Annotated in this window: 18 protein-coding genes; 10 read left to right on the top strand and 8 right to left on the bottom strand. The window is 34.7% G+C overall.

Features of this window, described 5'->3' with window-relative positions; all coding sequences use genetic code 11:
- Positions 1-21 precede the first annotated feature (21 nt).
- The 6 genes from ACN0QX_RS11240 to ACN0QX_RS11215 all read left to right on the top strand — a co-directional run bounded on the left by ACN0QX_RS11240 (position 22) and on the right by ACN0QX_RS11215 (position 8467).
- On the top strand, positions 22-2739 hold the full coding sequence (locus ACN0QX_RS11240) for a heavy metal translocating P-type ATPase (RefSeq protein WP_417197053.1): 2718 nt from the start codon (positions 22-24) through the stop codon (positions 2737-2739).
- Between the two features lie 177 nt (positions 2740-2916).
- Positions 2917-3405, top strand: a complete 489-nt coding sequence (locus tag ACN0QX_RS11235; protein WP_417197051.1) for a DUF305 domain-containing protein — start codon at positions 2917-2919, stop codon at positions 3403-3405.
- Between the two features lie 67 nt (positions 3406-3472).
- Entirely contained in the window at positions 3473-5230 is a 1758-nt protein-coding gene (locus tag ACN0QX_RS11230; RefSeq protein ID WP_417197049.1) for an efflux RND transporter periplasmic adaptor subunit, read from the top strand.
- A gap of 34 nt (positions 5231-5264) precedes the next feature.
- Positions 5265-5714: a heavy-metal-associated domain-containing protein gene (locus ACN0QX_RS11225; protein WP_417197047.1), complete on the top strand. Its 450-nt coding sequence runs from the start codon at positions 5265-5267 to the stop codon at positions 5712-5714.
- Positions 5715-5957: 243 nt separating this feature from the next.
- Entirely contained in the window at positions 5958-7253 is a 1296-nt protein-coding gene (locus ACN0QX_RS11220) for an aminopeptidase P family protein (RefSeq protein WP_417197045.1), read from the top strand.
- Between the two features lie 5 nt (positions 7254-7258).
- Entirely contained in the window at positions 7259-8467 is a 1209-nt protein-coding gene (locus ACN0QX_RS11215; protein WP_417197043.1) for a M24 family metallopeptidase, read from the top strand.
- A 115-nt stretch (positions 8468-8582) separates the two neighbouring features.
- On the opposite strand, the gene ACN0QX_RS11210 is transcribed toward ACN0QX_RS11215, so the two are convergent.
- The 4 genes from ACN0QX_RS11210 to ACN0QX_RS11195 form a co-directional block, all read right to left on the bottom strand.
- Positions 8583-9941 (bottom strand): S28 family serine protease, encoded by a 1359-nt coding sequence (locus ACN0QX_RS11210; protein ID WP_417197041.1) that lies wholly within the window; start codon positions 9939-9941, stop codon positions 8583-8585.
- Positions 9942-10109: 168 nt separating this feature from the next.
- Positions 10110-10727 (bottom strand): response regulator transcription factor, encoded by a 618-nt coding sequence (locus ACN0QX_RS11205; protein ID WP_248399016.1) that lies wholly within the window; start codon positions 10725-10727, stop codon positions 10110-10112.
- 17 nt (positions 10728-10744) lie between these two features.
- Complete coding sequence (locus tag ACN0QX_RS11200) at positions 10745-13831, bottom strand: ligand-binding sensor domain-containing protein (RefSeq protein WP_417197039.1); 3087 nt, start codon at positions 13829-13831, stop codon at positions 10745-10747.
- Positions 13832-13981: 150 nt separating this feature from the next.
- Complete coding sequence (locus ACN0QX_RS11195) at positions 13982-16237, bottom strand: FUSC family membrane protein (RefSeq protein ID WP_417197037.1); 2256 nt, start codon at positions 16235-16237, stop codon at positions 13982-13984.
- A gap of 270 nt (positions 16238-16507) precedes the next feature.
- On the opposite strand from ACN0QX_RS11195, the gene ACN0QX_RS11190 reads away from it, so the two are divergent.
- Positions 16508-16846, top strand: coding sequence for a DUF4870 domain-containing protein (locus ACN0QX_RS11190; protein WP_417197035.1), 339 nt, complete (start codon positions 16508-16510; stop codon positions 16844-16846).
- 100 nt (positions 16847-16946) lie between these two features.
- Here ACN0QX_RS11190 and dnaN read toward each other — a convergent pair whose 3' ends face one another.
- The 4 genes from dnaN to ACN0QX_RS11170 form a co-directional block, all read right to left on the bottom strand.
- Positions 16947-18065, bottom strand: coding sequence for a DNA polymerase III subunit beta (gene dnaN / locus ACN0QX_RS11185; protein WP_248399024.1), 1119 nt, complete (start codon positions 18063-18065; stop codon positions 16947-16949).
- Positions 18066-18195: 130 nt separating this feature from the next.
- Entirely contained in the window at positions 18196-20580 is a 2385-nt protein-coding gene (gene gldG, locus ACN0QX_RS11180; protein ID WP_417197032.1) for a gliding motility-associated ABC transporter substrate-binding protein GldG, read from the bottom strand.
- Positions 20581-20747: 167 nt separating this feature from the next.
- Entirely contained in the window at positions 20748-21044 is a 297-nt protein-coding gene (locus ACN0QX_RS11175) for a putative quinol monooxygenase (RefSeq protein WP_248399028.1), read from the bottom strand.
- 3 nt (positions 21045-21047) lie between these two features.
- Positions 21048-21884, bottom strand: coding sequence for an SAM hydrolase/SAM-dependent halogenase family protein (locus ACN0QX_RS11170; RefSeq protein WP_248399030.1), 837 nt, complete (start codon positions 21882-21884; stop codon positions 21048-21050).
- Between the two features lie 110 nt (positions 21885-21994).
- Here ACN0QX_RS11170 and ACN0QX_RS11165 point away from each other — a divergent pair, with 110 nt between their 5' ends.
- From ACN0QX_RS11165 to ACN0QX_RS11155, 3 genes are all read left to right on the top strand, one after another.
- The gene (locus ACN0QX_RS11165; protein ID WP_248399032.1) at positions 21995-22948 is read left to right on the top strand and encodes a PhoH family protein; all 954 of its coding nucleotides are present in this window, start codon (positions 21995-21997) and stop codon (positions 22946-22948) included.
- A 200-nt stretch (positions 22949-23148) separates the two neighbouring features.
- Positions 23149-23661, top strand: coding sequence for a hypothetical protein (locus tag ACN0QX_RS11160; RefSeq protein WP_248399034.1), 513 nt, complete (start codon positions 23149-23151; stop codon positions 23659-23661).
- Positions 23662-23779: 118 nt separating this feature from the next.
- Positions 23780-24066 (top strand): phosphoribosylaminoimidazolesuccinocarboxamide synthase (locus tag ACN0QX_RS11155; RefSeq protein WP_417197029.1); only part of this gene is annotated, 287 nt, incomplete at its 3' end.

Genomic DNA, 24066 nt, shown 5'->3' with positions numbered 1-24066 from the left:
TAGGTCTATAAAACAACAAAAATGAAACACACATATCACATACACGGCATGACTTGCAACGGTTGTCGTAGTCACGTTGAAGACATACTTTCTAAAGTAGAAGGTGTTTCTAATGCAACCGTCAATTTAGAAAAGGCAGAAGCTACGATTGAAATGCCATCGCATATTCCTATTGAAACCTTTCAAGAGGCTTTGAAAATGGATGGTGACACTTATACGATTCACATTCAGAACGATGACGAGATGAAACACACATATCACATACACGGCATGACTTGCAACGGCTGTCGCAACCACGTTGAAGACATACTTTCTAAAGTAGAAGGTGTTTCTAATGCAAGCGTCAATTTAGAAAAGAAAGAAGCTAACATTGAAATGGCATCGCATATTCCAATTGAAACATTTCAGGATGCCTTAAAAAAAGATGGTGGAAGTTATAGCATTCATAAACTTGGAGAAAAGCCATCTCAAAATGTAAAAGTAGAAATACCTAAAGGCAAAGGTACTGGAACATTTTATTGCCCAATGCATTGTGAAGGCGATAAAACCTATGATAAAGCTGGCGATTGTCCGGTTTGTGGAATGGATTTGGTAGAAGAGCAAAACCTTTCAACTTCCAATGCAGAACAATGGACTTGCCCGATGCATCCTGAAGTTGTAAAAGACGAAGCAGGAGATTGTCCTATCTGCGGAATGGATTTAGTGCCTATGGAACCCGACTTATCTTCAGAAGAGAAAACTTATAAAAAACTCTTGAAGAAATTTTGGATAGCATCCATATTCACCTTGCCGATTTTCATCATTGCCATGAGTGAAATGCTCACCAACAATCCATTATACAACATTATGGATCAAGTCAACTGGAATTGGGTACAGTTTGTATTGTCCATTCCAGTGGTATTTTATGCTACTTGGATGTTTTTTGAACGTGCTTACCGAAGCATCAAAACGTGGAACCTCAATATGTTCACGCTTATTGGTATAGGAGCTGGAGTAGCTTGGTTATTCAGTGTTTTTGGGATGTTCTTTCCTGACTTTTTTCCAGAACAATTTTTATCAGAATCTGGCGCAGTTCATGTCTATTTTGAAGCTGCAACGGTTATTTTAACCTTGGTATTACTAGGGCAATTGTTAGAAGCACGTGCGCATAGTAAAACCAATTCAGCCGTAAAAGAATTGTTAAAACTGGCACCAAACAAAGCCACAAAAGTTGTAGATGGCGAAGATGTTGAGGTAAGTATTGACAACATTGAATTAAACGATATTTTAAAAGTAAAACCAGGAGATAAAATTCCTGTTGACGGTTCCATAACCGAAGGTGAAACTACGGTTGACGAATCCATGATTTCTGGAGAACCAATTCCTGTTAACAAAACGGTTGGTGATAACGTAAGTAGTGGTACCATAAATGGGAATCAAGTGTTCCTGATGAAAGCTGAAAAAGTTGGAAGCGACACCTTACTTTCTCAAATTATCCACATGGTGAACGATGCGAGCAGAAGTCGCGCGCCCATTCAAAATTTAGCCGATAAAGTGTCGGGTTATTTTGTGCCAGTTGTGGTTATCATTTCATTAATAACCTTCGTAGTTTGGGCCATTTGGGGACCAGAACCCGCTTATGTGTATGCCTTTGTGAATGCTATTGCGGTTTTAATTATTGCCTGTCCATGCGCATTAGGATTGGCAACACCTATGTCTGTTATGGTTGGTGTTGGGAAAGGCGCTCAAAATGGTGTGCTGATTAAAAATGCCGAAGCCCTCGAAAAAATGGACAAAGTAGATACTTTAATTGTAGATAAAACAGGAACCATTACCGAAGGCAAACCCACCGTAGAAAAAGTTGTTGCTTTTGGAAATGAATATTCCGAAGAAAAAGTCCTTCAATATATTGTGTCCTTAAATAGTAATTCTGAACATCCATTAGCTGAAGCAACCGTTAAATATGGAAAAGATAAGAATGCCGAATTATTGAAGTCTACTGATTTTAGTGCTTTAACAGGTAAAGGTGTTGAAGGAACCATAAACGGTAAAACCGTAGCATTAGGAAACCCTAAAATGATGGAACATGCAAATGCTGAAATTTCTTCGGAAATGGAAGACGAAGCAAAAAGCTATCAAAAACAGGGTAAAACCGTTTCTTATTTAGCCATTGGCGAAAATGTTGTTGGTTATGTCGTCATTGGCGATAAAATAAAGGCAACTAGTGCCAAGGCCATTAAAGAACTTCAAGATAATGGCATTGAAGTGATCATGCTTACAGGCGATAATCATAATACAGCACAAGCGGTTGCAACGGAATTAAACCTGGCAGATTTTAAAGCCAGCATGTTGCCTGAAGACAAATTAAAGGAAGTTGAAAAACTTCAAAAACAAGGTAAGGTGGTTGCCATGGCTGGTGATGGCATAAACGATGCCCCAGCATTAGCAAAAAGTGATGTTGGGATTGCTATGGGAACAGGAACTGATGTCGCCATTGAAAGCGCTATGATTACTTTGGTTAAAGGTGATTTGCACGGCATTGTAAAAGCCAAAAACTTAAGTCATAGCGTGATGAAAAACATTAAACAAAACTTGTTTTTTGCATTGGTCTACAACACACTAGGCGTTCCAGTTGCAGCAGGCGTTTTATTTCCGTTTTTTGGATTATTACTATCGCCAATGATTGCAGCACTGGCCATGAGCTTTAGTTCGGTTTCTGTTATTGGGAATGCCTTACGATTGCGAAGTGCAAAAATTTAATAATTAATGCAAAACTAATTAAAATGAAAACGATGAGTTATCTAAAGTATAAATTTAGCGCGAAACCAAACCTAACAGGTTTTAAAAACCTGTTAGGTTTCAAAATTCCGATAACGATTATGGACTATTAAAGAACAACAAAAATTTAAACGACTATTAATTTAAAAACTAAAAATCATGAATACACAAGTAGATACAAGCAAAAACGGAACGAGCAATTACACAAAATTCTTTCTAATGTTGGTTTGCTCATTTATAGCCATGTATATTACCATGTACTTAAACACATATGAGTTTGACCATGTCTGGTTCAGTTTAACCAGGTTTTATATGGTCTGTTTAGGCATTGCAGCCATGGCCTTAATTATGTTCTTCTTTATGAAGACTATGTATAAGGATAAAAAGAAAAATCTGGGAATAATCATTGGTAGCATCGTCCTTTTTCTTGGTGCTTTAGGTTTGGTACGTGACCAAAAATCAACCGTTGGCGATGTGTTATGGATGAAAGGTATGATTCCACATCATTCCATTGCGATTTTAACAAGTGAACGCGCAGATATCAAAGACCCAGAAGTCAAAAAGTTAGCAGAGGATATTATTGAAGCACAGCGAAAAGAAATTGAAGAAATGAAGGCAATGATTAAGCGTTTGGAAAATGAAAAATAATTACAATCCTAATCCAGACCTAACAGGTTTCAAAAACCTGTTAGGTCTTGGTCAAAAAGAATAAATTATGAAAAAATATAGCATTTACATCGCAATTTTAGGAGTAGGATTACTTTTAGGTTGGATGATTTTCGGTGGAAAATCCAATAATGAAACTGAACACAATCACGATACCGTAGCACAAATCAATCAAATGTGGACCTGTTCTATGCATCCACAAATTATGCAACCCGAACCTGGTGATTGCCCTATTTGTGGCATGGATTTAATTCCTGCAGAAGCTGGTGCAGATGGTTTGTTAGCCGATCAGTTCAAGCTCACCGAAAACGCCATGGCTTTGGCAAACATTCAAACCTCTATTGTTGGAAGTGGGCAAACAGAAGGTAATACCATCAAATTATCTGGGAAAATTGTGGAAAATGAAGAGGCAAATGCCGTACAAGTCAGTTATTTTTCAGGACGGTTAGAACGCTTGAACGTGAATTCTACAGGCGAAGAAGTTCGTAAGGGTCAGTTATTAGCAACTATTTACTCGCCAGAACTGTATGCCGCACAACAGGAACTCATTACAGCCTCGTCTTTAAAAGAGTCGCAACCTGCTTTATACAAAGCGGTTCGTAATAAATTGAAGTTATGGAAATTGTCTGAAAGCCAAATCAATCAAATTGAAACATCGGGAAACGTACAAGAAAATTTTCCTGTGTATGCAACTGTTTCTGGTACGGTTTCAGAAAAACTGGTTGAACAAGGCGACTATGTTAAACAAGGTCAGCCATTACTTAAAATAGCCAATCTCAATACGGTTTGGGCAAGTTTTGATGTGTATGAGAATCAAATTGATTTATTTAAAAAAGGTCAGGAGATTTCTATAACAACAAATGCTAATACCAAAGAAGACATTAAGGCGAAAGTCGATTTTATAAACCCGATTTTAAATACCCAAACACGGACTGTAAAATTAAGAGCGGTTTTAAATAATAAAGAGAATATCTTTAAACCAGGTATGTTTGTTGAAGGGCAAATTAAGGGTGTTACTTCAACTAAAGATGAGGTTTTAACCATTCCAGCTTCAGCCGTTATGTGGACAGGTGAACGCTCTGTGGTATATTTAAAAACCGATCCTAATCAACCCATTTTTGAAATGCGTAACATTACTTTAGGTAATAAAATAGGTGATAACTACCAAGTTTTAGAAGGCTTATTTGCTGGAAACGAAATCGTAACCAACGGCACATTTACCATAGATGCCGCAGCACAATTACAAGGGAAAAAATCCATGATGAATAAAGCGTCAGGTCACGAAGCACATCAAAATAGGGAAGAAGCAGCTTCAAATGAAACTAAAGCGCCTTTCAATTTGAATGAAAGAGTCAACGTACCAAAAGCATTTCAAAATCAATTAAAAACGGTTTTTAATGACTATATCCAATTAAAAGATGCTTTAGTTGAAGATGATTCCCAAAAGGTGCAAAGCAAATCAAAAGAACTCATAGAAAATACAGCTAAAGTGGATATGAAACTTCTAAAAAATAATGATGTTCATAACCATTGGATGGCTTTAGAAACCGACATAAAAGCGGCAGCCATAGCCATTTCCAAAACGACAGATATTAAAGTTCAAAGAACTAATTTTAAAAGCCTATCAAGGCAATTAACCAATGCTATTGAAGTCTTTGGCATTAATGAAAAAGTGTATCATCAATACTGTCCGATGGTAGATAATAATAAAGGCGCCTATTGGTTAAGTAAGGAAGAAACCGTTTTCAATCCGTATTTTGGAGACGCTATGCTTACTTGTGGCGACGTAAAACAGGTAATAGAATAAGTAAACACAATAATTAATAATTAAATTTTAAACTATGAATTTTTCAAACAAACACGTAATTTTAGGTGTAGCGCTATTAGCAGCTATAGGTTTCACAAGTTGTAAAAACGAAGCGAAACAAGAAACAGAAACAACAACCGAAGTATCACAAGAACTAGCTATGGCAGAGGTTTCTTTTGGTGTAAGAGGTAATTGTGGAATGTGTAAATCCACTATTGAAAAAGCCGCGAATGGCGTGGAAGGTGTGTCTAGCGCCAATTGGGACGTTGATAAAAAGAAACTCGATGTGACTTTTGATGATGAAAAAACAAACGAAATGGCCATTCATAACGCCATTGCAGCATCGGGTTACGATACGGAAAAAGCAACAGGTGATTTAGATGCATACGAAAATTTACCAGGCTGTTGTAAATATGACCATGATATGGAAATGAACCAATCTGGTGACATGAAAGCGGAAGATCATACTAATCACGACGGTTAATTCTTAAATAATGAAAAAAGGCTGACTAAAACTTATATTTTAGTCAGCTTTTTTATATAAAAACGTACGCATATTTTCTTGAAAAGCTTAATTACAGCAACGCATTACACGACTATAAAAGTTGGAGGTGAGCGCCTAATTTCAGTATCAATACCAGCGCAACGGATTGCTATTTTCAAATAAAAGGATTACTTTCGATTTTATCCATTTTACAGCTACGTTATATTTACACAAAATTTCAATATGAGATACGACTCCATTTCAAATACCTTATTCAAAAAAAACAGAACGAACTTTATTTCTAAAATGCAACCTAATACCATTGCTATTTTAACATCTAACGATGTAAAACATAACAATGCCGACGATGTTATGGGGTTTACGCAAAACAACGATTTATTTTATCTCTCTGGAATTGATCAAGAAGATACGATATTAGTGCTTTATCCGGATGCCTACAAAAAAGAAAATAAAGTCATTTTATTTATCAAGGAAACCAATGAACAGATAAAAGTTTGGGATGGTGAAAAACTCACCAAAGAACAAGCCATAGAAATTTCAGGAATTGAACGTGTTGAGTGGATTCATGATTTTGAAATGACCTTACAATACATGGCTTTTGAAGCCGATGGGTTTTATCTAGGACATAATGAACATTTAAAACGAGTTACCAAGGATCAAGAAACGCAACAAGACAGAATGATTAAATGGTGTAAAGAAAAATATCCTTTGCATGATTATTATCGCGCTGCAAAAATAACAAGAGCGTTACGCCCCATAAAACATGAAGAAGAAATTCTTCAAATTAAGAAGGCTGCAGCTATTAGCGTTGTTAGTTTTATGCGCGTTTTAAAAGCGTGCAAACCAGACATAAAGGAATACGAATTGGAAGCCGAATTATCCTATAATTTAATACAATCGGGCGCAACCCGACATGCCTTTAAACCCATTGTGGCTTCAGGAAAAAATGCCTGTGCTTTGCATTATAATGCAAACGATGCCTTATGTAAATCTGGCGATATGATATTATTAGATTTTGGCGTGTGCTATGCCAATTATAATAGTGATACAACCCGTTGTTTTCCGGTAAACGGTAAGTTTTCAGCAAGACAAAAAGAGGTTTATTCTTCTGTTTTAAAGTGTTTAAAAGAAGGGAGTAAATTATTAAAACCTGGTGTTTTACCTTCAGATTACGAAACTCAAATGGCACGATTGGTGGAAACTGAATTGATAGCTTTAGGGTTATTAAACGTTGATGAGGTTGCAAATCAGGATCCATATAAACCCTTGTATAAAAAATATTTTATGCATGGTACGGCACACCATATTGGATTAGACGTGCATGATGTTGGGCTGTATTCACGACCTTTAGAAGCGGGAATGGTACTCACTTGCGAACCTGGGATTTATATTCCTGAAGAAGGTATTGGTTGCAGGTTAGAGAATGATTATCTCATTACAGAAAATGGAACTATAAATTTAACAGAAAAAATGCCAATTGAAATTAGTGATATTGAAGCATTAATGACCAAATATTAAATAACATGATAGGAATAGGAGGATCAACAATAGAAGCAGAGTTAAACGCTATTAAACCAACAGCACATTTAATTAAGCCCATAGAAAAAGAAGAATTTCAACAGCGTATTGACAAGGCGTGTCAGTTAATGCAAGATCAAAATATACCAGCGATGTACTTGAATGCTGGGACCAATTTATTTTATTTTACAGGCATGAAATGGAGTGCTAGTGAGCGCATGGTAGGTGCTATATTATTTCCAAATGGAACCCTTATTTATATAGCGCCTGAATTTGAAAAAGGAACCATATTAGATTTTATGCTCATTGAAGGGACTATTGCATGTTGGATAGAACATGAATCGCCGTACAAACTATTTGTAGACATCCTGAAAAATAATGGGGTAAAAGCAGGTAAAATTGCGATGGATGAATCCACACCCTTTTTTGTAATTGATGGCATAAAAAATGCGCAAAACGCTTATAATTTAATCAACGCAAAATCCATTACGGCTGGGTGTAGAATGGTAAAGTCTGAAACAGAAATTGCAATTATGCAACATGCTATGGATATTACGCTGGAGGTTCAAAAAGCGACAGCTCGAATTTTACGCGTGGGGATTTCGGCAAAAGAGGTTACAGATTTTATTCATGAAGCGCATAAAAAGCACGGCATTCCAACAGGTTCATATTTTTGTATCGTGTTGTTTGGTGTCGATTCCTCGTTTCCCCATGGCGTCAAAGCGCCTAAAAATTTAGCAGAAAATGACATGGTATTGATTGATACCGGTTGTATGCTTCATGATTATCTTTCAGATATTACCAGAACCTATGTTTTTGGAACTGCTAATGAGGAGCAAACCCGTATTTGGAATATCGAGAAAGAAACACAATTGGCTGCTTTTAAAGCGTCTCAATTAGGAAATACCTGTGCAGATATTGATAAAGCAGCTCGCGTTGCTTTAGAAAAACATGGTTTAGGCCCTGATTATAAATTACCGGGATTACCACATAGAACAGGTCATGGTATTGGTTTAGGAATTCACGAATGGCCTTATATTGTTAAAAACGACCACACGGTTTTAGAGCCAGGCATGACGTTTAGTATTGAACCTATGATTTGCGTGCCAGATGCGTTTGGAATCCGTCATGAAGATCACGTATATATGACAAATTCGGGGCCTAAATGGTTTACTCAGCCCATCCACAGTATAGATAACCCTTTTGGTTATTAATTTAATTGTTTAGTAATAAACCATTAGATTTCCATTTTATATACAAATTATTAGACTTCTATTTCGCCTTCTTTTCGGGAGGCGGCATAGTTTGTATCCATTGCGAACGTGAAGGCTATTCAGCTAACCAACCATCTATAATGGTGTAAATTTCTTGTTTCGTTTCTGGCTTAAAGCTATTGATTCTTGTAGTATGACTTCCTTTAGGATTTATATATTTATAAACGGCTCTTTTTGAAGCGTCTTCAGTAAGCTCTACGGCCGTTGCACTCCAAGAATCGTATTCACCATAAATAAACAACATATCTTGAGCCGAAGTATCTAAAAAGGTTTTAATATCCTGCATCGGTTTTAAATTATATGTTTTGCTAATGCCTTCAGGAAAAGCCCAATCGAATTTATAAATTTCTTCGGTGTTTAAATACGTTTTAAATGGTGCCGTTTCATATCCGTAAATGCCTTGTTCGGTTAGTGCCGCCCAAAAATAAGGTTGTAAACTAGCCACGGATTGTTCTTCAAAAAAGCCATAACCAACCACATCTATTAAATGCTTGTATAGTTCTTCCACTTTAACATCTCCAGATGGAATACTATCAACTGATGTTCCCCATTGCCAAAAGGCGAATGAATATTCTAAAATTGTGTAATCTATGGCGTTTTCAACCCCAAATTCCCAAGAGAATCCTTTTTCTTGACCCACTTTTTTCATCATTTCTAACAGCGCCTGTCTATTTTCAAAACATAAATTTTGAAAGGCCTTAATTTTCTCACGATCGTCTTTAGTGCCAACACTTTTTAGAAATGAATATACTCTAGGATCTTCACGTTGGTAATTTAAAGGTCCCACATAACAGACACTGGCATCTACCGTATTTGGAAAATACCTTCTGTGTGCCATAGTCGTTTGGCAGCCTTTAGAGATTCCTGTCGTAACAAACTTCGCGTCGGGATAGAGCACATTTTTAATTTCATTAATAATAAAATTCTGATCTTTTGCCGCATTTTCAACGGTTAAGGTATTCCAGTCAATGTTTTCAGGACGTGAATCATTAAAATAGCGATGCTCTATAGTTAACTGATTGGCTTGATAATGATTGGCGAGTTCCCCAGCTTTTTCAGAACCAATACCATAACCGCGAAGCTCAACAATTACGGGTTTGTTAATATTTTCGAAACCTAAAAAAACACGTTGCTTAAAAGTGCCTTTGGTTAAATCATTATGATCTATGGGCTGTTGAAACCAAATTTCATAGTTTTCATCAAAATGACTAACGGCTTCTCTTTTTTCAATACGCACCACATTTTTCAGGCTTGCTAATTTCTCGAAGATTGATGTTTCAATAGTCGATTCATTCGCCGTTTGCATTGTTTTACAACTCACGAATACTAGTGCAGTAGCTACTATAATAAAGGCTTTGGTCACTTTCATCGTTGTAGTATTTAGGCTTGTTTTATGTTTTTTGAATTGGGTCATTGCTATAAATTTCAGGTTCTAAATATACTCATATTATAAGCAAACATGCCTTCCATTCTTAATTTCAGCAGGACTTTAACAATTTTAAAAAACCTGTTGATTTCATCTGACGAAATCCTACAATAAAGTTATAATGCTTTATTAGTTAAATTCTTCGTGGGTTCGGAATTAATCACTCAACACATACAACCTAGAGGTTAATGCAAAATTAATTAACTCGCCAATGGTTACCAGGTTCAGTTTTTTTCTGATGTTTTGTTTGTGTTTTTCAACGGTTAGCACCGAAATATTTAGGGTAGCGGCTATTTCTTTACTTAATTTCCCCGAGGCTAGGACGACCAAAATTTCCTTTTCACGCTTGGTTAGTGTTTTTACTAAGGCTGCATTGGCATCAGACGGTTCTAGATTTTCCTGAAATTTTTTAAAGTTTAAGAGCGCTAAGTTTATGGTTAATTTCAGCTGATTAAGATTAAACGGTTTAAGAATATAGGCAAATGGCATCGTTTTTTTTGCGCGCTCCACAATATCTGTATCGGAATAAGCGGTAAGATATACCACGGGAATTATTTTGGTTTCGCTAATTTTTTCTATAATGTCTATACCATCCTTATCCGATTTCAGGTTGATGTCTGAAATAATCAAGTCGTAATTATTTTTTAAAAATAGCGCTATGGCACTTTCATAGTTTCTTGCCACATCTATTTGCGCAAATTGATCTTTGTTTAAGGACAATTGGAGGTCCTTGGCAATTATCAATTCATCTTCTATTAGTAATATGTGTAACATAATTTTATGTGCTTTACTTATACATTTTTTAAGGGTATGTTTATTATATTTTTGGTTCCAAAATGACTTTCTATAGTTATTGAACCATCTACTTGTGTAACCATATCTCGCACTAGATCTAGGCCCATGGAATTGGATTTGGTATCGGTTTCCGTATAGCCTTTACCGTTATCGTTGACTATCAATGTCAAAACATTGTTATGTTCTGAACAGGTTACAGTAACTAAATTAGCTTCGCTAAAGGTGCTAAATGCATGTTTCGAGATGTTTGTAATTAGTTCGTTTAAAATTAAGCCGTATACCGTTGTATTCAAATTATGTAATTCAAAAGGTTTAATTTGGTACTGCATTCTAAATTTTAATTGTTCCGATTCGCCCAAGGCCTCCAATATGTTATTGCACAAATTAATCGTGAATGTTTTTATTTCAATAGTCTTGGAATCTAGTTTTAGAGCATCTTCCACAAAGGCAATGGCCAAAATTCTGTTTTTTGCAACTTGCAAGGCTTCATGTGCCAAGTCATCTTGAATAAGTCGTGATTGTATGTTTAATAAACTAGAAACAATTTGTAGGTTGTTTTTTACGCGATGTTGTAATTCCCGCATTAGAAATTTTATATTTTCTCTTTGCGAAATTGAAACTTCATAAGCTTCATTTAATGCATCATTTTTTGCTTGCACTTCCTTTGTTCGTGCTGTTACGGTCTTTTCTAATAAGTGTTTTTCTTGATTTAAGCGATAGGTTTTGTAGTAATAGAAACCGAAAATTAAGCCTAAGAGTAAGAGCAGGATTCCTATGTTAAAAAGCGTAGTTTGATACCATGGCGGTACAATGGTGAGTTGCATGGTGTCTTCATGGGGACTCCACATTCCGTTTGCATTTGTGGCTTTAACTTTAAAGGTATAGTTTCCTGGATTTAGGTTGGTATAAGTAATGTTGTTGTTTTTGGTGATGGGTCTCCAGGATTCATCAAACCCTTCCATATAATAGGCATAATCTACTTTATCCGAATTGATGAAATTGATAGCCCTATAATTAAAGGTCAATACGTTTTCATCACTATTAAACACTATATTGTTACTATAAAGCTCATTTCTATTTATGTCTGTATTAAATAACTCAATAGACTCAATATGTACTTTTGGTAAAAACGGACTTGTTTTTATAGTTGTTGGCCGGAATATATTGATGCCATCTATTCCACCAAAATAAAAGGTGCCATTCCTGTCCTTGAAACCTGCTTTTCCATTAAATTCATTGTTTTGAAGCCCATCATTTTGCGTGTAATTTGTAAAGGTATTGTTGTCTGTATTTAGCACAGAAATACCATAATTGGTACTAACCCAAATATTATCCTTATCATCCGCTATTACGGTGTAAATAAAGTCGTTAGGGAGGCCTTTTTGCTTATAGTAAATAGTGGTATTTAAGGTCATGATATTTAATTTGGTTAATCCAACACTAGTGCCAAACCACATGTTTCCTTTTGCGTCTTCTGCGATACCGAAAACACGGTTGCTACTCAACTTCTTGTCATTTTCATCTGCGGCTGTAAGTTTTTGAGTCTGTCCGTTTTTGTTTATCTTAAAAACACCTTCATCTGTACCTAACCACAGATTGTTTTTAGAATCTACGAATGACGTACGCGCTCTGTTCAACGGTTTATTATTAATGCGATATTCCGAAAAAGTATTGGTTTCTATATTGTACATATACAGTCCACCAGACCATGTGGCCACCAGCAGTTCGGTTTTAGAACGTGGTGTAATTTGTATAACATCACGATTTGATATGCCGTTATTTGCACCTTTTACTTCTAAAAATCTATCGGTTTCTGAATTATATTTTAATAAGCCCGTTGTAAATCCACCAGCCCATATAGTGCCATTAAAATCTTTGATTAAGGTGTAAATTAATTCGTCTCTATAATTTTGATACTGCTTAAATTTTTGTGTTTTGAAATTATATTTAATAATACCTACCGTGCTCCCTATGAGTAAGGTGGAGTCTTTAAGCGGAAGAAATTGAAAGGAACTTATTTTTTTTGAAGCTGAAAAGCCAGGTATTTTTAACTTGAGCGTTTTAAATTTTTCCCGATAGCTATTAAAATGAAACAAACCCTCGCCATCTGTGGCAAACCATAAATTTCCTTCGTTGTCACCTTTAATATCATTAATTTCAATGGGTGTGAAACTCATATGATTTTGATCAACAAATACATGTTTTACTAGATTTTGTTTTTTACTAAAATAAGTATAAGCCCCGGAATCTGCACCTATTAAAATCCGATTATTTTGGCCTGTATAAAAACAATTCACGCCATCATTATTGATAATAATGTTTGTTTTATTTGTTTGCAAATCATAACTATAAAAACCTATATCTGTACCAATGTACATTGTGCTATTTTTTATAAAGATTGCGTTGTGAGAGCTGTCGTCTAGCATTTTGAAGTTGCTTATAACGCCACTTTTCATATTGTAATTTAAAAGGCCAGATGCTGTAGTTGCTAGTATATAATTATCTGTATTTAAAGCAAACACATCTTGAACGTAATTTTCAATCTTGCTTTTTGGTAGGTTCTTGGTTTTAAGTGTTTTATTTTCTCGATTGAAAATCATGAACGCATTCCGAAAAGAAAACAATAGTACTTTTTCACCTAAAGGGCGAATTTTATAAGATGTATTTGTATTTAAAACTTCCACATTTTTTGAAAGCTCAATAAATTTATCTGTAGACAATTTCAATCCAAAAATTCCTTTGGAGTTGGAGGCTATAAAAAGTGTGTCGTTTGCTATATATAAATCCCTAGCGTGATCTTCTGGTATACTTAAGGAATCCAAAGGGTTGTTGTTGTAAACTTTAAAATCTGCACTATTATAACGGTGTAAACCATCTTCCGTAGCTAACCAAAGATAATCCAAACTATCTTGAACCAAGGCTTTTACATTAAGCTGTATTAAACCTTCCTTTTGGCCTATTTGTTTAATTTTTAATGTGTCTACGTGCACATCATTTTGACCTACAGCATAAAATACTGAAGAAAATAGCGCAAAAAAAACAATATATATTTTAAACAAGTTCTGAAAAATTGGGTATAACAAGTAACAAAATTTTGAATTGAATATAAAAACAATCTACTTATAATTAAGTATTTACTTTCAAATATATGTGCTTAACCATTATCACTCTGTAATATTATATAGTTTTTTTTATTTCTATATTGCCTTAAATAAAGTGTATTTATGTCCATTTTAGCCCTTACCATTCAAAACTATCTTATACTGCTTGGTAGCTTTCTTTAAATTTTCAGATAAGGTTTTTAACCAAATAAGTTGATTGGATATTAGATAGGCTTCTTGTAATTGGTTTAAGGTATCCGTATCTATTTCCGTATTGCCATCTTGGATATCTTTATCCCGTAAGCACGATAAGTTCTGATAGGCTCTTAACAAGGATTCTTCCGCACGGATTACCGACTTTTTATCTAGGCTATTTTCGGGAACAGTACCTTCTAACACTTTGCAGGACTGATGTAGATTATCTACAATATGTAATAATACGGCATCAAACTCTTCAGATGCTTTTGTGGTATTATGATTTAGAATAAAACTACCAATGGAGGCAATAGCGGAAACCATGGTTTGGTTTAAGGTTACTAAATTATAAATTAACTGAAATTCCTTTTGCTTTGATTTTGGGTCTTGTGTTAACCTTTGGAATGCGGCATTCAGATTGCTAATGGCTAAAAACACTTCTTTTCTAGCAATTTTATAGGCTAGCTGATTTTCATTTTTTTCATGGTATAAATCTTTAGTGGCTAATAAGTAAACTTTGTTTTTTTGAATGGTGCTTAACAATACATCTTTTAAATTATTGCTTTCCCAACATGGCCATAAAAAATAGTTTGCAATGACAGCAATACCCGCGCCAATAATGGTGTCAATTATTCGGTATTGAATAACTTCAAACGTATTCGGATTCATTAATGAATACACAAAAATGATATTAATAGTCAGGAATGCAGCTCCCGATTTATAGTTTTGCTGAATTAAAGCAAATGTTAGGGTTAATGATATAATAGCTAACACACCATACACCATAATGTTTTGGGTTATTAATACAATACCAATGGCAAAGGCAGAACCTATTAACGTGCCTATAATACGATCTTTGGAGCGCTCTTTCGTTAAACCGTAATTGGGTCTCATAATCACAATTATGGTTAATAGAATCCAATAGGTATTATGAATATTAAAAACTGTTCCTAAAATAAAGGCAAATACTATAGCTACTGTAAAACGAAGGGCGTGACTAAATAATGTTGAATTGAAGCTTAAGTTTTGGAGAATAACATTAAAACGATATTCTTGAAGCGTTAAGAATTGCTTGGCATCTTGGCGCTTTAAAGATACTTTAGAAGCATGTTGTACGTTTGCCATGACACGCCTAATGGATCGTATTTCTTCCAGTAAAAGCTCTTGATAATCGTAATGATTCCGCAAAAGAAGTGAACCTTCTAGAGCCTTTGGAAGTTTAACATCGTTAACATAATCTGTAATAGCTTGACGTGCATTTGCAAGTGCTTTTAATAAATTATCTCTATTGGGTAGCTCATCATTCTGAATTAATAATTCTGACAACTTAATCAGGTGGTTGCCCATTACGGTATTCAGTTTTTTAGCAGCTTTAAGATGCTTTTTATTATTGCCAAACAATCTATCTAATTCATTGTAATCTAAATGCTTGGCCTCAATGAGTTCAAATATATTTACAGATGATATAAAGATTAACACCTGTTTTTCATCGTAATGCGAACGACCAGATCGTTTTCTTCCTGTAAAAAGAACTTCTCTTAAGGTTTCGTGTTTCTCATTAATCTGTGTTTGAAGTACAAAGGTCTTCTGAATAAGCTCTTCACGTTTGCTACTTTTAGTTAATAGCCGTGCGCGTAGTTTTAAATAGTCGCCAATAAGTAAAAGCGTGTCTGATAGGAGTTGGTTTTCTTCTTTTTTGGGTGCTAATTTTTGAAATAGAAAGGACACCAGTAAATACCAAAATCCACCAATTCCCATGAGTCCAATATGTATGAAAATTTCTTGTGCTGTTTTTTTCTCAATTGCAAATGCCAGTACCATAGCAAGTAATCCAGAGAAAGACACCAAGGAAGCGCGGAATCCATAGATCGAAATAAAAGATACAACAAAGGATATAACGGCTAGGGCTACAACTAAAAGTGGGAGGTATGGTTTTAGAAACAAAATGACAGCTGTAATTAGCATGGTTAAACCAATACTAATTAATATGGCATTTACTTTTCGTTTTATACTGCCAGCAATATCACCTGGTGCATTTAAAAAAGCACCAATTACTATGGCAGGTGCAAATTCAAAATAGCCTATAAAATTAAATGCTATTAGAGGAATTAAAACAGCAAAAGTAATTTTGAGTCCTCGGTAAAAATCGGAGCCTTTTAAAAATAGCTCTATGTTTGTTAGGAATTTTTTCAATATTATAATGTCTTAAGAGCAAAGGTACTTTAATTATAGTAGGGTGTTTTTAATTTTATATAGATTATGTGAAAATTGAAAACACGATAAGTAATCCTGAAAGGTATCTATTTGCTGAAAATACTGAAAAACACCGCCAGTTTAACTGACGTTTTGAATAGGGTAATCTATAAAAATAATTTTTAAATCAGTAATTTAATATATATTAGGTGTAACATTTAATCCTGTTTCACGTCCTATTAATACATCAATCTATAAACAATAATCATCATGAGAGAAGATAATCAATTATTAGTATTAACGCATTTAAGTCAACTACTAACGTACATTACTGGTTTTGGCGGACTCATTGTACCTCTTATTATTTGGTTAACCCAAAAAGATAAGGTTTTCAAAATGGACGACCATGGAAAGAAAATAGTCAACTTTCAAATCAGCATGTTTATTTATGCTATTTTAAGTATTCCAGCCATTATACTTATAGGGTTAGGCTTTTTAATGCTTATTGTAATTGGTGTTATTGCTTTTATATTTCCTATAATAAATGCGATTAAAGCTAGTAATGGTGAAGTAACTAATTATCCGCTTTCCATTACGTTTATAAAGTAAATATATATAGAGAGAGATATTTATAATAAATTTATAAAAAAATGCTCACCAATCGGAGAGCATTTTTAATATAGTATATTCCTTCTTCCGAAGGAATATACTAGTTATTCAACATAACAGGCATTACTAACATAGTAACTTGTTCACCTTCATCTAAACCATCTACAGGTGTTAGAATTCCGGCTCTATTTGGTAAGCTCATTTCTAATTGTACATCGTCACTTGTTAGGTTGTTTAACATTTCGGTTAAGAAACGCGAGTTGAAGCCAATTTGCATATCATCACCTTGGTAATCGCAGGTTAAACGCTCTTCTGCCTTGTTTGAGTAATCTATATCTTCTGCTGAAATATTTAATTCTGCACCAGCAATCTTTAAACGAATTTGGTGCGTTGTTTTATTTGAGAAAATACTCACACGACGAACCGAGTTTAAAAACTGATTTCTATTTATAACAAGTTTGTTTGGATTCTCCTTTGGGATTACCGCTTCATAGTTTGGATATTTTCCATCAATTAATCGGCAAATTAATTCTACGTTTTCAAAGGTGAATTTCGCATTCGAATCGTTGTATTCTATCGTGACATCGTCATCACTTGCGGCTAAAATACCCTTTAATAAATTTAAAGGTTTTTTAGGCATGATAAATTCTGTGACTTCAGAAGCCTGAACATCGGCACGTGAATATTTTACCAATTTGTGTGCATCGGTAGCTACAAAGGTTAAGCCTTCGGTAGAAAACTGGAAAAACACACCACTCATTACAGGACGTAAATCATCATTTCCTGCCGCAAAAATAGTTTTGTTGATAGCCGTTGCTAAAATGTCACCATTTAAAGTTGTGGCTGTAGCATCCTCTAGAGTTACTGGTTTAGGAAACTCGGCACCATCAGCATATGCTAGTGCATATTTACCGTGATTTGAGCTAATTTCAATTGTATTATTTTCTTCAACCACAAAAGTTAAAGGTTGCTCTGGAAAGGTTTTTAATGTATCTAACAATAGTCTTGCAGGTACTGCAACGCTACCACTATTATCACTTTCCACTTCTAATTTAGAAGACATAGTTGTTTCTAAATCACTCGCAGAAATAATAAGTTCCGATTGGTTTAATTCGAATAAAAAATTATCTAAAATAGGTAAGGTGTTCGAACTATTAATAACACCACCAAGAACTTGTAATTGTTTCAGTAAATAGGTACTTGATACTATAAATTTCATCTATGTAAAATACGTTTATGAGTTCAATAAGTTAATCATACAAATATATCCTAAACCGATTAATATAGGAAACAAACTTATTAACAAATCATTCCCATAAAAAAGGGAATCTCATCCAGATATTATAGGCTTATCTCGCGTATTTTCGTTTCCTGAGAAAGTTGAATAATAATCCGAAAACCGCTAAAAACACTAGCGGTAAGACCATATTAATAATTTGCCATTTGGTTTTTTCGTCCGCTACTTTTTGATAGTCTAAAAAAGCCAAAGAAATATCTTTAGATCGAATGTTTATAAGTCCACTATCGTCTAACAGGTAATTTACGGCATTCAGTAAAAAATCCTTGTTACCATATTCTTGTCCTGTCCAACGATCAAAACCTAATTCCAGAGGCCCATTTCTTCCTACATCATTTTTAATGACATCGCCATCTGCAATCACAATCATTTTAGTTGGAATACTGGTGTTTTTAATATCAGCAACATGAAATGGTTTCACGCGATTATGGTAAACGGATGTAAAATCCCCTTCTAATAAAACGGCCAAATTTTGAGGACCATTTACATACTTATTTGGGTCTGGCTCTTCGTTTGTCATAGCTAAGCTCACTTCACGAGGTGTGCCATCAATTTTGGTAAGTATGGAACTTTGTAATAATACTGTTTTTTGAATATCGTTTTTCAGCGTGTCAATTTGATTGGCAAAATCAAATTTTATCAAGTTCAAATTATTAACAATGGGATGCTTGGATGTGGCCGTCACCAAGGGTGAATAAAACCATGGTAGTTGTTGAAATTGCGATTGGCTGCCGTCTCCAGTTGCCAAGGTAATAGGCGCGGAGTAGAGATCGTTTATTAATACTGGATTGATGCGGACTCCGTATTTGAAAAAGAAATCGGTTAAATTCAAATCGCGAGCAACCGCAATATTTTTTCCTTCCGCATTAAACAAACTATCCTGCTCAATTACCACTCTATCCAACAGCCACAGACTTTTTCCACCCGACATGGTAAATTGATCCAATACCAATTTTTCAGCTTCTGTAAAGGCCTCTGTTGGTTTAGCTGAAATAATTAAATCGTAAGATTTTAAATCGTCCAACGTTTTTTGTGGTGTGCTTTGAACGCTATCTAAAGTAAAGGCTGCTATATAATAATAGTCTTTTATAGTTTTTGCAAAATCGAAAATTTGCGCATCCTTCAACTGATTATTTCCTTTAAGAATTGCAATTTTACGACGTTTTGGATTCACCAGCTTGCTTAAACCATCTGCAAATGCATACTCTAAATGCTGAATGGAATTACTAGCTAATTCTTGCACATCAGCGCCAATTTTATTTTTAATTAAAGGAATTTTAATAGTTACTTCATTATAACTTGCCAAAGCCCATGGAAAAATAACTTCTTGACTGGATTTCCCTGCATCTTGAACGGTAACTTGCATGGGTTTTAAACCACGCTCATTTAAGGCCTGAATACTCTGCTCGCGCGTTTTATCATCTTCTAGTGGGTTGATAAAATTGAAATAAATTTGACTGTTTTCCGATTTAAATTCTTCTAAAAGTTGACGTGTTTCCGTTTGTAAACGTCTGAATTCTGAAGGGAGATTGGAACCATCTAAAAAAACATCAATAATAATAGGCGATTCCACCGATTCTATAATGCTTCGAGAAGCTTGACTTAAGGTGTAGCGTTGGTCTTTAGTTAAATCAAAACGCTCATAAAAATTATGTGTAAAAATATTCAATACAAGTAGGCCTAAAGGAAGTAGTACAAGTGTGGTCAATTCTTTTTTGTGGAATGGTTGGGTGGTTATAAACCGAACTGTAAAAACCAAAAACACTAAAATGATACTTATAAAGTACAGTAAATCGCGTGTATCAATAACACCACGACTAATGCTTTTATAGTGGGCACTCATACCGAGTTGGTCAATAAAACTACTAGAAACAAAATCGGCAATACCTTCTAAACCAATATAAAAGAAGAAACACAAGAATACAGCAGATATAAAAGCTACTATTTGATTGTCTGTTAAACTAGAAGCAAACACACCAATTGCCGTGTAAGCCGCAGCCAGAAATAATAAACCTATATAGGAACCAAACGTACTTCCAAAATCAATATTTCCTACTGGGTTTCCTAATTGGTACACCGTGTATACATAGAGTAGCGTAGGAAGTAAGGCTAAGATAATAAGTATAAAAGCGCCTAAATATTTTCCTAAAACAATTTTAAATAAGCTGATGGGTTTGGTGACTAATAGTTCTAAAGTGCCTTGTTTTTTTTCGTCTGAAAAACTCCGCATGGTAACCGCAGGAATTAAAAACAACAGAATCCAAGGTGCTAATAAAAAGAAGCTAGACAAATCAGCAAAGCCATTATCAAGGATGTTAAATTCCCCTATAAAAAGCCATAAAAATAAACCGTTTAAAATGAGAAAAATGGCAATCACTAAATAGCCAATCGAGGAGGCGAAGAAGGCATTTATTTCTTTTTTGAGGATTGCAAACATGCTATTTTAGGTATTAGGTATTAGGTATTAGGTATTAGGTATTAGGTGTTAGCGGTGAGTAAAATAAAAGTAAAATTTCTTTTGTATTGTCCTTTTCAAAAACCAAATTCACTATTCACTATTCACTATTCACTATTCACTATTCACTATTCACTATTCACTATTCACTATTCAAGCGATTCCAGCTTATCAACACTCCAAGCTTCAGGTTTCATATTAAACATGGGTTTGGTTACAGACCATATGCTTTTAAATAATTGAGATTGCCTGTAATTTTCTAAATCGTTTTCACTTTTCCAATAACTATACGTAAAAAACACATGTGTATTGTTTTTATCGCGATATAATTCTAAAAACTGGCATCCTTCAAAATCTCGAATAGCCTGTTTGTTTTTATGGAAATTTTCTAGAAAGGTATCAATATGTTTCGGTTCAAAGCCCAATTTCACAATACGTACAAACATATTTTATTCTTTTAAAAAATTAACGGAAATAGTATCCATAAGTTCTAAACCTAACAATGATGAGGCGCTACCGGTGGTATTTGGATTGCTCTTGTAAACGGCAATTTCTAGGTAACTAGAGGAATTAAAAACCACCATTCTATGACCTTCAATATTCCGTGTTTCGGGCGCTTTACTAAAATCTACCACATCACTATATTTGTTATAAATTTTATTGAAAGTTTTGTTTCTCGCGGAAATTTCAAACGAACGACCCAATTGCACTTTTTCAAAAAAGTTACGTTTAATATTAGTTATCACATTCCCGTAATTGTCAATATAAATAATATGACCAATTATCTGCGTGCGTTCATCATTAACAAACGGAATGATATTTTTTATAGGTTTTATCGTGTTAATTACCTTTCCAATTACTTCCAGCGTACCACCTCGAGCAATATGGCAGGCTACTTTTACAAACACATCTAAAACCGGAAAACTGGTTATAATAGCGTCATGGATATTAATTTCTACAATTTTCTCGGGTGCTATTTCGGCACAAATCATACTCATAATACCATTGTTGGCACAAATAAAATAATGACCATCTAATTTTACGGCTATATGTTTATTCTCTTCATTTAATTCTGAATCCACACCTATAATATGAATGGTGCCTTTCGGGAAACTACTAAAAGCGTTTAATATAATATAAGCTGCCTCAGGAATACTAAAAGGCGAAATGGAATGTGAGATATCAACAATTTTTACATCAGGTAATTCGCTATAAATAGCACCTTTGGTTGCGCCTGCAAAGTGATCTCTCTCCCCAAAGTCAGTTGTTAATGTAATGATTGCCATTTAGAATTGTTGATATTTTTTTAACCCAACACGAAATTAAAATGTGTATTTTTGTTTAAACACAAAACTAATAAAACTAAATAGATTAATTTAATTAAATCGCCTAGCTTTTGAACGAAATCATAATCGAACTTGAAGACGTATCACCAAAGGATTTTTTTGGTGCACAAAACGTTAATATAGAACTCCTTAAAAAGTATTATCCAAAACTAAAAATTGTTGCCAGAGGTAATAAAATCAAAGCCTATGGTGATGAAGATTTACTGGAAGAATTTGATAAACGCTTTAATATGCTCATGGAGCATTATATGAAATACAATAAGATAGACGAAAATGTTATTGAACGCGTTTTAACCAGTGATAGTAAAGCGGATTATGAGACTAGCGCTAAAAGTGGCGAAGTGATTGTTCATGGTGTTAACGGCCGATTAATTAAAGCCCAAACAGCCAATCAGCGTAAATTGGTAGAAAGCATGCGTAAAAACGATATGGTTTTTGCTATTGGTCCAGCTGGAACAGGAAAAACATACACCGGTGTGGCTTTAGCGGTTCGTGCCTTAAAAAATAAGGAAGTTAAACGGATTATTTTAACACGTCCAGCGGTTGAGGCTGGTGAAAATTTGGGGTTTCTTCCTGGCGATTTAAAGGAAAAATTAGATCCCTACATGCAACCTTTGTATGATGCCTTACGCGATATGATTGCGCCTGAAAAATTAGCGCATTATATTGAAAACGGCACCATTCAAATTGCACCTTTAGCTTTTATGCGTGGACGAACTTTGGATCATGCATTTGTTATTTTAGACGAAGGTCAGAACACCACACATGCCCAAATGAAAATGTTTTTAACACGTATGGGTAAAGATGCCAAGTTCTTATTAACAGGAGATCCTGGACAAATAGATTTACCAAGACGCACCATTTCCGGACTAAAAGAAGCCTTGCTCATTTTGAAAAACGTAGAAGGTGTGGGGATGATATTTTTAGATGATAAGGATGTTATTCGCCATAAATTGGTAAAAAAAGTTATTGAAGCCTATAAAAGTATTGAGAACGTGGACTAATACCTACAAACTAATTTTTTTACTTATAAAAGCCGGTTTTCTAACTGGCTTTTTTATTGTGGTGTTTCACGCTGGTAGTCAGGTGTTTGAAGTGGTTTTCAATGGTGATTTCCTATAATTCTATAAACATAGCCTTGAATGCTGTAAGATAATTCTCTGTTTATTGTCCAACTTTGTACTCTAATCAAAAAAGAGACAAAATGAAAAAATTATTTTTAGTAGCATTATTATTTGGATTTAGTCCAATGTTTGCACAGGATGACAATGTAGATTTAACACCAGATAACTCTTGGTTAAAAGTTGGCTTAACAGCTGGTATTCCTGTAGGGGATGCAAGTGATGTTTCCGATTTTACAGTAGGGGCAGACATTAGAGGACAATATTTGTTTAACCCAAATGTTGCCATAGGTTTTGCATCTGGTTACACCCATTATTTTGCAAATGACGACTTCGAGGACTTTGGTGTTATTCCAGCTGCCGCCTTTTTTAGATATTACTTTACACCAGACGGTTTATTTTTTGGTGCTGATGTAGGTTACGGTTTTTTAGCCAATATAGATAATAATGATGGTGGCTTGTATCTTAACCCACAAGTTGGTTACCATAACCGCGATTGGAATTTTTACGCCTATTACCAAAATACCTTTGCAGAAAACGATTTAAATTTATCAAATGTTGGAGTTGGTGTAACGTACAACATCCGATTCAATTAATATAAATATATCAACAGCTGATAAAAGGGAGAACAAATAGTTCTCCCTTTTTACATTTAGATTTGTTTGACATTCAGAAACAATTTACTTTTACCAAACAAACAACAACCAACTTTAAATGAATACAATTACGGATACCAATTTTAATTTTCCAGGACAGAAAAGCCTTTATAAAGGTAAAGTTCGAGAAGTTTATAATATAAACAATGAGCAATTAGTTATGGTTGCAACAGATAGGTTAAGCGCTTTTGATGTGGTTATGCCAAAAGGAATTCCGTATAAAGGGCAAATTCTAAATCAGATTGCGACAAAAATGATGAAAGCCACGGAAGATGTGGTTCCAAACTGGCTTATAGCTACTCCAGATCCAAACGTAGCGGTTGGCCATTTATGTACGCCTTTTAA

The sequence above is a fragment of the Bizionia sp. genome, assembly GCF_048259285.1.
GTDB classification, from domain to species: domain Bacteria; phylum Bacteroidota; class Bacteroidia; order Flavobacteriales; family Flavobacteriaceae; genus Algorimicrobium; species Algorimicrobium hallyeonense.
Note: the sequence above shows the minus strand (reverse complement) of the source record. Positions and strands in the feature narration are given on the sequence as shown.

Excerpts from the sequence above, each read along its gene's own strand:
- ACN0QX_RS11240 (WP_417197053.1), top strand. The coding sequence starts at position 22 with ATGAAACACACATATCACATACACGGCATGACTTGCAACGGTTGTCGT.
- ACN0QX_RS11235 (WP_417197051.1), top strand. The coding sequence starts at position 2,917 with ATGAATACACAAGTAGATACAAGCAAAAACGGAACGAGCAATTACACA.
- ACN0QX_RS11230 (WP_417197049.1), top strand. The coding sequence starts at position 3,473 with ATGAAAAAATATAGCATTTACATCGCAATTTTAGGAGTAGGATTACTT.
- ACN0QX_RS11225 (WP_417197047.1), top strand. The coding sequence starts at position 5,265 with ATGAATTTTTCAAACAAACACGTAATTTTAGGTGTAGCGCTATTAGCA.
- ACN0QX_RS11220 (WP_417197045.1), top strand. The coding sequence starts at position 5,958 with ATGAGATACGACTCCATTTCAAATACCTTATTCAAAAAAAACAGAACG.
- ACN0QX_RS11215 (WP_417197043.1), top strand. The coding sequence starts at position 7,259 with ATGATAGGAATAGGAGGATCAACAATAGAAGCAGAGTTAAACGCTATT.
- ACN0QX_RS11210 (WP_417197041.1), bottom strand. The coding sequence starts at position 9,941 with ATGACCCAATTCAAAAAACATAAAACAAGCCTAAATACTACAACGATG.
- ACN0QX_RS11205 (WP_248399016.1), bottom strand. The coding sequence starts at position 10,727 with ATGTTACACATATTACTAATAGAAGATGAATTGATAATTGCCAAGGAC.
- ACN0QX_RS11190 (WP_417197035.1), top strand. The coding sequence starts at position 16,508 with ATGAGAGAAGATAATCAATTATTAGTATTAACGCATTTAAGTCAACTA.
- dnaN (WP_248399024.1), bottom strand. The coding sequence starts at position 18,065 with ATGAAATTTATAGTATCAAGTACCTATTTACTGAAACAATTACAAGTT.
- gldG (WP_417197032.1), bottom strand. The coding sequence starts at position 20,580 with ATGTTTGCAATCCTCAAAAAAGAAATAAATGCCTTCTTCGCCTCCTCG.
- ACN0QX_RS11175 (WP_248399028.1), bottom strand. The coding sequence starts at position 21,044 with ATGTTTGTACGTATTGTGAAATTGGGCTTTGAACCGAAACATATTGAT.
- ACN0QX_RS11170 (WP_248399030.1), bottom strand. The coding sequence starts at position 21,884 with ATGGCAATCATTACATTAACAACTGACTTTGGGGAGAGAGATCACTTT.
- ACN0QX_RS11160 (WP_248399034.1), top strand. The coding sequence starts at position 23,149 with ATGAAAAAATTATTTTTAGTAGCATTATTATTTGGATTTAGTCCAATG.